This is a genomic window from Teichococcus deserti (genome assembly GCF_001982615.1).
In the GTDB taxonomy this organism is placed as follows: domain Bacteria; phylum Pseudomonadota; class Alphaproteobacteria; order Acetobacterales; family Acetobacteraceae; genus Pseudoroseomonas; species Pseudoroseomonas deserti.
The window spans coordinates 1-6,619 of record NZ_MLCO01000134.1; the positions used below are offsets into that span (position 1 = coordinate 1).

Here is a 6,619-nt window from a genome sequence, read left to right on the forward strand (position 1 = left end):
GCACCCGCCCCTGCCCGCTGCGCGCCCGGGCGAGCCGCAGCTTGCGCCCCAGGCCTCGATGGACGCGCTGCCCGCCATGGCCGGGCAGCTGCGTGGCGCCGGCGCCACGACGGAGGGCGGACCATTGGCGGGCGGGGTGGCAGCCGGCGGGCCCGAGGCCTGGGCGCCGGTGGAGCGGGCGCGACAGGGGCCGGCGCGACAGGGACCGGCGTAGCAGGGACCGGCGCAGCAGGGACCGGCGCGACCGGGGTCGGGCTCGGTGAGGCGGGCTGCGGCACCGATTGGGGCGCCGGTTGCGGCGCGGCGCCGGCGCCACGCAGCTGCTCGGCCATGGCGGTCAGCGCGTCCATCGAGGCCTGCGGCGCAAGCTGCGGCTCGCCCGGGCGCGCAGCGGGCAGCGGCGCCTGGCGGCCGCGCGGCGGCGACGCGGCCGCGGGGGCCTGGGCGACCGGGCCCGGCGGCGTCTGCGGCGCGGTGGCCAGCGGTGGGACGGGCTGCGGCGGGACGGGCTGCGACGCACGCGGCATCGGCGGCGGCGGGGCGGCAGCCTGGGTAGCCGGTGGTGGCGCGGCGCCGCCGGCGCGGCCCACCGGGGTGCCGGGCGGGATCAGCCCGGGGCGCGGCGCCGCCAGGCTGCCCGGCGCCGGCGGTGGCAGGCCAGTGGCGCCGGCATTGGGCGGCAGCGCCTGCGGGAACAGCGGCTGCGAGGCCGCCGGCGGCGCGGGCGAGACAGCGGCGCGCGGCGGCGGCGCCTGGCTGGGCGGCGGCGGCGGGTCCAGCAGGTCGACCACCACGCGGCGGCCGAGCACGAAATGCCGGGCGCGGGCGCCCTCGGCCAGGTGGAAGCGCATGCCGCCGGGCAGCGGCTCGATGCCGCGGACATTGCGCGGCAGGCGGACGGCGGCGGCCTCGAAGGCGATGGTGCCGGCCGGGCCGAAGATCAGCTCCACCTCGTCGCCGGTCTGCGCCAGGGTATAGCCCGGCGTCTCCGGCCATTCGAAGACGACACGGCCGAAGCCGGGATGGATGCCGATCCGCACGGTGACGCGGTCGGGCGCGCGCGGCGTGGCACCGCGCGAGGACCGCGCCGGCGCGGTGGCGGTCGCCGCCTCGCCGGGGCCGGAGGGCGGCAGCACCTGCGGCGGCGGCGCGTCGCTGTCCGTGGCGCCGGGCATGGCGGCCTGGGCCAGTCGCAGCGGCGCGCCCCGTCCCGCCTCAGTCAGGAAGAAAGCACGGTCCGACGGACCCGCCGGCGGCGCGGCCGCCTCGGCCAGGGCGGCCAGCGCCGGCAGCGGGGCAGCGCCCAGCAGCAGCGCCAGCACCCAGGCCGGGCATCCGCGCAGCGCGCGGCGATGGTCAGTCGAACAGCGCATCGATGGCCGACTGGCTGATCGCGGCCCCCGGCAGCTGCGGGCCGTTCAGCAGGCCGTCGCCCGGCGGCACCGCGGCGGGCTGCGCCGGCGCCGGCGGCGGCACGTTCTCCGACGCCATCTTGGCCCGCGCATTGCCGATGCGGTTCTCGATGGTCTGCAGCGCGGTCACCACCTTGGCGATGCGCTGGCCGGTGATGTCCTGGAAGGCGCAGGCCTCGTAGATCCGGGTCGTCGCGGCGAAGAGCGCGTCGGCCGCCTGCGGCACCTGGCCGGCCAGGGTCTCCAGCTGCTCGCAGGTGTCGATGATCTCGTGCGTCGCCTGGGCGGTGTGCTGCACGATCGCGGCCAGCTCGTCGGTCGCCGACGGGATGGCGCTGTCGTCCAGCCCCTCGGCGCGCAGCGCGATGACCTCGGCGCGCGCATTGGCGATGACGCGGCCGACCTCCTCCAGCTCCTGCAGCAGGGTGGCGGCGGTCGCGGTCAGGTTGCCGCGCAGGTCCGCGATCGCGTCATGGTCAGCCATGGGCCATCACCTTCTCGATCTTGTCGCGCAGCGTCTCGGCGTTGAACGGCTTGACGATGTAGTTTGACACGCCGGCCTGCTTCGCCGCGACCACGTTCTCGGTCTTGCTCTCGGCGGTGACCATGATGAAGGGCAGATGCTTCAGCCGGGCATCGGCGCGCACCTCCTTCAACAGATCGAGACCGGTCATCGGCTGCATGTTCCAGTCGCTGATCACCAGGCCGAAATTGCCGCTGCGCAGCTTGGCCAGGGCCTCGTGGCCGTCGGCCGCCTCGTCCGCGTCGTGGAAGTCGATCTGCTTCAGCAGGTTGCGGATGATGCGGGTCATGGTCTTGTAGTCGTCGACAACGAGGACCTTGATGTTGCGGTCGAGCGTCATGGGGTCGTCTTCTCCAGCGTAACTCAGATAAGCGTTCAGCGATGCAGCAGGCAGGCCGGTGCGCGCGCGTCAGAGCCCGGGCCGGGCGCCGCGCATGCGCGCGAGCTCGGCGGTCAGCGCGCGGACGCGCTCGGGCTCCATGGCGCCGAAGACCGGGGCGGCCTTCTGCTCGCGCATGCGGTTCACGATCTGCGCCAGCAGCGGCAGATCGAGCTCGTTGAAGACCATCGCCGCCTCGCGCGGGCGCATGGTCTCGTACAGCTTGGCGAGGCTGGCCCAGTGGGCCTCGTCGCGGGTCTTCATCTGCCGCTCGTTCTCCTCCAGCCGCGACTGCAGGCCGGAGAGGCTGTCGATGCGGGCCTGCAGCCGCTGCTCGGCGGCGGCCAGCACCGCCTCGCGCATGGCCAGCATGCGGTCGCGCTCGTCGAGCTGCTCGCGGCGGCCGCGCAGCGCCAGCGCCAGCGCGTCGTCCGAGCCCGGGGACGGGGCCGGCGCAGCGCCGCCATTCGGGGTCACCGGCGGCGAGACCGCCTGGGGCGCGGCAGGCCGCGCCGGGGCGGCGGCCATGCGGCGGTCGGCATTGGCGGCGGTGCCGGCGGCGGGCGCCTCCTGGGCGGCGCGGGCGGCGACGCGCATCGGCTGCGGCGCGGCGGCGGGGGCGGCGACCTCGGTCGCGGCGAGGGCCGCCGGCGGCCAGTCCGGCAGCAGCCCGGCCAGCGCCGCGCCCTTCACGCCGAGCAGCACCACCAGCATGATCAGCAGCCCGCGCAGGGCGAAGACGACATTCATGATCCGCGCCCCAGGCCCTGGTTGATCGTGTGTCCGAGCGCGCGCAGCAGGTCCTGCTCGGCGCGCGGCCGCGGCGGCGGGGCCGCGGCCGAGACCGGCGCGCGGCCCGGCGCGCCCTCGCCCGGGCGGCTGGCGCGCACCCCGGCATCGAGCCGGTCGGCCAGCGCCTCGGCCCGGTCGGTGAGATAGCGCAGGTCCTCGCGCAGCGACTGCGCCGCGGCGACCTGGTCGGCGACCTGGCGGCCGGCGCCTTCGGCCGCGGCGCGCAGCCGGGCGATCGCCGCCTCGGCCTCGCGGGTCGCGTCGGTGAAGCCCTGCACCGTCGCCGCCAGCTGGGCGCGGTCCTTGCGCAGCGCGGTCAGCGCGCGCTCCAGCTTCAGCGCCACCGGCAGGGCGCAGGCCAGGCCAAGCACCAGCCCGGCCTGCAGAAGCCACTCGATCCAGTTCATGCCGCGCCCTCCGCCGCCCGCTCGTTCAGGTCGCGCTGCAGCCCGGCGCTGATGCCGTGCCGCGGCAGGGCGCGGTCGATGCGCACCGCCAGCCGCCCCTTGCGGCCGCCGACCTGCCCCTCGAAGAGCGAGGTGTCGCCGCAGCGCAGCCGCACCGGCGCGCCGGGGCCGACGCCCAGCGTGATCAGGTCGCCGATGCGCAGCTGCACCACGTCGGTCAGCGGCATGGTCTGCTCGTCCAGCACCACGTCGAGGGCCACCTCGGTCTGGCGGAGCTCTTCCGCCAGGTGGGTCTCCCAGATCGAATCGCGGCCGAACTTCTCGCCCATGAACTGCTGCAGCAGCAGCTCGCGCACCGGCTCCAGCGTGGCATAGGGCAGCAGGAGCTGCAGCTGGCCGCCGCGGCTCTCCATGTCGACCCGCATCCGCGCCAGCACGGCCGCGTTGGAGGGCCGCGAGATGGCGGCGAAGCGCGGGTTCACCTCGAGCCGCTCGAAGCGGAAGTCGACCTCGGCCAGCGGGCCGAAGGCGTCGGAGAGGTCGGCCAGCACCACCTCGGTCAGGCGCTCGATCAGGCCGCGCTCGATGGTGGTGTAGGGGCGGCCCTCGATGCGCATGGCGGTGGTGCCGCGGCGGCCGCCCAGCAGCACGTCGACCACCGAATAGATCAGCGCCGAATCGACCACCACCAGGCCGTAATTGTCCCATTGCTCGGCCTTGAAGACCACGAGCATGGCCGGCAGCGGGATGGTGTTCAGGTAGTCGCCGAAGCGCAGGCTGGTGATGCCCTCGATCGACACCTCGACGTTGTCGGAGGTGAAGTTGCGCAGGCTGGTCGACATGATGCGGACGAGACGGTCGAAGACGATCTCGAGCATCGGCAGGCGCTCGTAGGAGACCAGCCCGCGGGCGATCACCTTCTCGATGCCGGTGGCCGAGTCGTCGCCGCCGGCGCCGCCATCGCCGAAGCCCAGCAGGCTGTCGATCTCGGCCTGGCTGAGCACGCGGGCCGGCTCGGCCGGGATCTCGGGCGCGGCCACCGGCATCGGCGCGGTGGTCGCCGCCTCGCCGACCGCGGCGGACAGCGCGTCGCCCCAGCCGTCGTCGCCGCCGACCGAGGCCATGTCGTCGACCAGGCCGCCCTCGGCGTCGCCCGATTCGGCCAACGCCGCGCCCCAGGCGGCCATGTCGTCGTCGAAGGGGTCGGCCGGCTTGGCCGCCTCCGCCTCCGGCGTGGCCGGCCCGGGGGTTGTGGTCTCGGGGGCAGCTGTCTCGGGGGCGGCCGCATCCATCGAGGCCATCGCCGCCGCCATGTCGAGCTCCTCCTCGCCGTCGCCGGCGGCGGGGGGGACGCCGTCCTGATCGGGCGTCGCGCCGCTCATTGCACCACCACCTCGACGAAGAGCACGTCGGTGATCGCGCCCGGGCGGACGGCGATATTGGCGCGGGCCACCATCTCCTCGCGCAGCCGGTGGGTGCCGGCGCTGCCGCGCAGCTCCTCGGGGCGGGTCTCGCGCAGATAGGTGGTGAACATGTCGATCAGCCGCGGCATCGCCGCCTCGGCCGCCTTGGCGTCCTCGGGCAGGGCCACTTCCAGCCGGCTGCGCAGCTTGACGAAGGTCTGCCGGCGGGCCGCCGTGTTCAGGTTGGTGATGATCTCCGGCACCTCGACGAAGACCGGCGGGCGCTGCGGCGCGGGCGTGGCCGAAGCCGCCTGTGTCTCGTCGCCTTCCGCATGGCCGCCCAGGCCCGGGATCGGCAGCATGCCCATGTACCACGCCCCGCCCGCGCCGCCGCCCAGCAGCAGCACGAGCCCGAGGGCAGCCACGAGCATCAGCTTGCCCTTGCCCTTCTTCGCCTTTTTCGGGGCGTCTTTTTCAGCCCCTGCGCCGTCGCTCATGGCGGCCACTCCATCCTGGAATGCGCCGGGAATTAAGCGGGGTCTGTTAACGGCATTTGAACCGGCATTTTTTGCCTCAATGATCCGGTAATAATTGCCCGGTACCTCCTGCCCCGCGGCGTCAGGGATTCCAAAAGGGAATCACCCCGTCGCGGCCGATCCGGACCGCTCTGGCACGCCTCTTGCCAAGCATGCTCCGTCGGTCCCCGACCAGGAGCTGCGCCACGATGGACACCCCCGGTTATGTCGTCCTCTCCCGCCTCGCCGCCCAGCGGCGCGCGCAGGATGTCGTGGCGTCCAACCTCGCCAATGCCGACACGCCGGGCTTCAAGGCCAGCCAGATGGTCTTCGCCGAGCACCTGGCGCGGCAGCAGAACACCCAGACGCCGCGCGGCGGAGCCGAGGTCGCCTTCACCCAGGACCGCGCCACCTGGCGCGACTTCTCCCCTGGCCCGCTGCAGGCCACCGGCAACCCGCTGGACCTGGCGCTGTCGGGCGACGGCTTCTTCGCCCTGCAGACCGCCAATGGGGAACGCTACACCCGGGCGGGTCGTTTCGCCCTCTCGCCGAATTCCGGCGTGGTCGACGCCCAAGGCAACCCGGTGCTGCTGCAGGACGGCACGCCGCTGGTGATCCCGCCGGGCGCCACCCGCATCGAGATCAGCGGCGACGGCACCGTCGCCACCGAGCAGGGGCCGATTGGCCAGCTGCGCGTGGTGCGCTTTGCCGACCCGCAGAGGCTGCAGGCCCAGGGCGACCGCCTGTTCACCACCCCGCAGGACATGGCCGCCGAGCCGGTCGCCCGCCCCGCCGTGGTGCAGGGCTCGGTCGAGGGCAGCAACGTCAAGGCCGTGGTCGAGATGACCCGGATGACCGCCGAGCTGCGGGAATTCCAGTTCGTCAGCCAGTTCGTCGAGAAAGAGGGGGAGCGGCTGCAGGACAGCGTGCAACGCATCCTCAAGCGCAAGTAACCGCCTAGCCCCCACCGCTCGAGCCGCAGGAAAGACTGAAGAAGATGCGCAGCCTCCATATCGCCGGCACCGGCATGATGGCCCAGCAGACCAATGTCGAGGTCATCTCCAACAACATCGCGAACATGAGCACGACCGGCTACAAGCGCCGCCGCGGCGCAGGTTCTGGTAGATCAGGTCCTGGAACTCGGCGCGGCGGCGCTTGTAGCCGGTCGTGCTCATGTTCGCGATGTTG

The 6,619-nt window shown here is 73.9% G+C and carries 8 protein-coding genes and 1 pseudogene; 2 read left to right on the top strand and 7 right to left on the bottom strand.

The features are described 5' to 3' along the window. From BKE38_RS14340 to BKE38_RS14370, 7 genes and pseudogenes are all read right to left on the bottom strand, one after another. Nucleotides 1-1,373, bottom strand: a pseudogene (locus tag BKE38_RS14340) (hypothetical protein); the annotation flags it as partial. Next, nucleotides 1,357-1,896, bottom strand: a complete 540-nt coding sequence (locus BKE38_RS14345; RefSeq protein WP_076957985.1) for a hypothetical protein — start codon at nt 1,894-1,896, stop codon at nt 1,357-1,359. The pseudogene BKE38_RS14340 and the gene BKE38_RS14345, both read right to left, overlap by 17 nt. Further along, nucleotides 1,889-2,275: a chemotaxis response regulator CheY gene (locus BKE38_RS14350; protein WP_076957986.1), complete on the bottom strand. Its 387-nt coding sequence runs from the start codon at nt 2,273-2,275 to the stop codon at nt 1,889-1,891. Before BKE38_RS14350 ends, BKE38_RS14345 begins: the two co-directional genes overlap by 8 nt. 69 nt (nt 2,276-2,344) lie before the next feature. Continuing rightward, nucleotides 2,345-3,064, bottom strand: coding sequence for a MotE family protein (locus BKE38_RS31490; protein ID WP_076957987.1), 720 nt, complete (start codon nt 3,062-3,064; stop codon nt 2,345-2,347). Beyond that, nucleotides 3,061-3,513 (bottom strand): DUF6468 domain-containing protein, encoded by a 453-nt coding sequence (locus BKE38_RS14360; RefSeq protein ID WP_076957988.1) that lies wholly within the window; start codon nt 3,511-3,513, stop codon nt 3,061-3,063. The genes BKE38_RS31490 and BKE38_RS14360 overlap by 4 nt, the downstream gene beginning before the upstream one ends. Beyond that, nucleotides 3,510-4,895 carry a flagellar motor switch protein FliM gene (gene fliM, locus BKE38_RS14365; protein WP_420014328.1) on the bottom strand — a complete coding sequence of 462 codons (1,386 nt, stop codon included), beginning with the start codon at nt 4,893-4,895 and terminating at the stop codon, nt 3,510-3,512. The genes BKE38_RS14360 and fliM overlap by 4 nt, the downstream gene beginning before the upstream one ends. Beyond that, a complete protein-coding gene (locus BKE38_RS14370; protein ID WP_076957989.1) occupies nt 4,892-5,413 on the bottom strand; it encodes a flagellar basal body-associated FliL family protein in 522 nt (173 codons plus the stop codon). The genes fliM and BKE38_RS14370 overlap by 4 nt, the downstream gene beginning before the upstream one ends. Nucleotides 5,414-5,640: 227 nt before the next feature. Between BKE38_RS14370 and flgF the strand changes: the two genes are divergently transcribed. Both flgF and BKE38_RS33270 read left to right on the top strand, forming a co-directional pair. Then, nucleotides 5,641-6,384 carry a flagellar basal-body rod protein FlgF gene (gene flgF / locus BKE38_RS14375; protein WP_076957990.1) on the top strand — a complete coding sequence of 248 codons (744 nt, stop codon included), beginning with the start codon at nt 5,641-5,643 and terminating at the stop codon, nt 6,382-6,384. 44 nt (nt 6,385-6,428) lie between these two features. After that, the coding region (locus BKE38_RS33270) for a flagellar basal body protein (RefSeq protein ID WP_242662359.1) at nt 6,429-6,619 on the top strand (191 nt) is incomplete at its 3' end.

What these genes read in the sequence shown, in the direction of transcription:
- BKE38_RS14345 (WP_076957985.1), bottom strand. Translation starts at nt 1,896, where the DNA reads ATGGCTGACCATGACGCGATCGCGGACCTGCGCGGCAACCTGACCGCG.
- BKE38_RS14350 (WP_076957986.1), bottom strand. Translation starts at nt 2,275, where the DNA reads ATGACGCTCGACCGCAACATCAAGGTCCTCGTTGTCGACGACTACAAG.
- BKE38_RS31490 (WP_076957987.1), bottom strand. Translation starts at nt 3,064, where the DNA reads ATGAATGTCGTCTTCGCCCTGCGCGGGCTGCTGATCATGCTGGTGGTG.
- BKE38_RS14360 (WP_076957988.1), bottom strand. Translation starts at nt 3,513, where the DNA reads ATGAACTGGATCGAGTGGCTTCTGCAGGCCGGGCTGGTGCTTGGCCTG.
- fliM (WP_420014328.1), bottom strand. Translation starts at nt 4,895, where the DNA reads ATGAGCGGCGCGACGCCCGATCAGGACGGCGTCCCCCCCGCCGCCGGC.
- BKE38_RS14370 (WP_076957989.1), bottom strand. Translation starts at nt 5,413, where the DNA reads ATGAGCGACGGCGCAGGGGCTGAAAAAGACGCCCCGAAAAAGGCGAAG.
- flgF (WP_076957990.1), top strand. Translation starts at nt 5,641, where the DNA reads ATGGACACCCCCGGTTATGTCGTCCTCTCCCGCCTCGCCGCCCAGCGG.